Here is a 1,191-nt window from a genome sequence, read left to right on the forward strand (position 1 = left end):
ACGATGGCCAAGGCGAAGTTTGAGCGGAACAAGCCGCACTGCAACATCGGGACGATTGGTCACGTTGACCATGGCAAGACGTCCCTGACGGCGGCGATCACGAAGGTGCTGGCGAAGCAGGGTGGTGCGTCGTTCACCGCCTATGACCAGATTGACAAGGCGCCTGAGGAGCGTGCGCGCGGCATCACGATCTCGACGGCGCATGTCGAGTACGAGACGCCGAACCGGCACTACGCGCATGTGGATTGCCCTGGCCACGCCGACTACGTGAAGAACATGATCACGGGTGCGGCGCAGATGGACGGCGCGATCCTGGTGTGCTCGGCGGCCGATGGCCCGATGCCGCAGACGCGTGAGCACATCCTGCTGGCCCGCCAGGTGGGCGTGCCCGCGCTGGTGGTGTTCCTGAACAAGATGGACCTGGCGGACCCCGACCTGGTCGAGCTGGTGGAGATGGAGCTGCGCGAGCTGCTCTCCTCCTATCAGTTCCCGGGCGACGACATCCCCATCATCAAGGGCTCGGCGGTGGCCGCGCTCGAGGACAAGACGCCTGAGATCGGCGAGCAGGCGATCCTGAAGCTGATGGAAGCGGTGGACAGCTACATTCCGCAGCCGGAGCGCGCCATTGATCGTCCGTTCCTGATGCCGGTCGAGGACGTGTTCTCGATCTCGGGCCGCGGCACGGTGGTGACGGGCCGCGTGGAGCGCGGGATCGTGAAGGTGGGCGACGAAGTCGAGATCATCGGTCTGAAGGACACGGTGAAGACGACGGTGACGGGCGTCGAGATGTTCCGCAAGCTGCTGGACAGCGGCGAGGCGGGCGACAACATCGGCGCGCTGCTGCGCGGCACGAAGCGTGAGGATGTGGAGCGCGGCCAGGTTCTGGCCAAGCCCGGCTCGATCACGCCGCACACGCAGTTCAAGGCCGAGGCGTACATCCTGACGAAGGAGGAGGGTGGCCGCCACACGCCGTTCTTCACGAACTACCGCCCGCAGTTCTACTTCCGCACGACGGATGTGACGGGCATCGTGAAGCTGCCGGAAGGCGTTGAGATGGTGATGCCGGGCGACAATGTCTCGATGGATGTCGAGCTGATCGCGCCGATCGCGATGGATGAGGGCCTGCGCTTCGCGATCCGCGAAGGTGGCCGCACCGTCGGCGCCGGCGTCGTCGCCAGCATCGCGAAGTAA

At 65.3% G+C, this 1,191-nt stretch carries 1 protein-coding gene; it reads left to right on the top strand.

The window, feature by feature from the left end; genetic code table 11:
• The first annotated feature begins 3 nt into the window (after positions 1-3).
• Positions 4-1,191: an elongation factor Tu gene (gene tuf / locus KTR66_RS24630; protein WP_213617403.1), complete on the top strand. Its 1,188-nt coding sequence runs from the start codon at positions 4-6 to the stop codon at positions 1,189-1,191.

This window comes from Roseococcus sp. SDR, from assembly GCF_019083995.1.
Classification (GTDB): domain Bacteria; phylum Pseudomonadota; class Alphaproteobacteria; order Acetobacterales; family Acetobacteraceae; genus Roseococcus.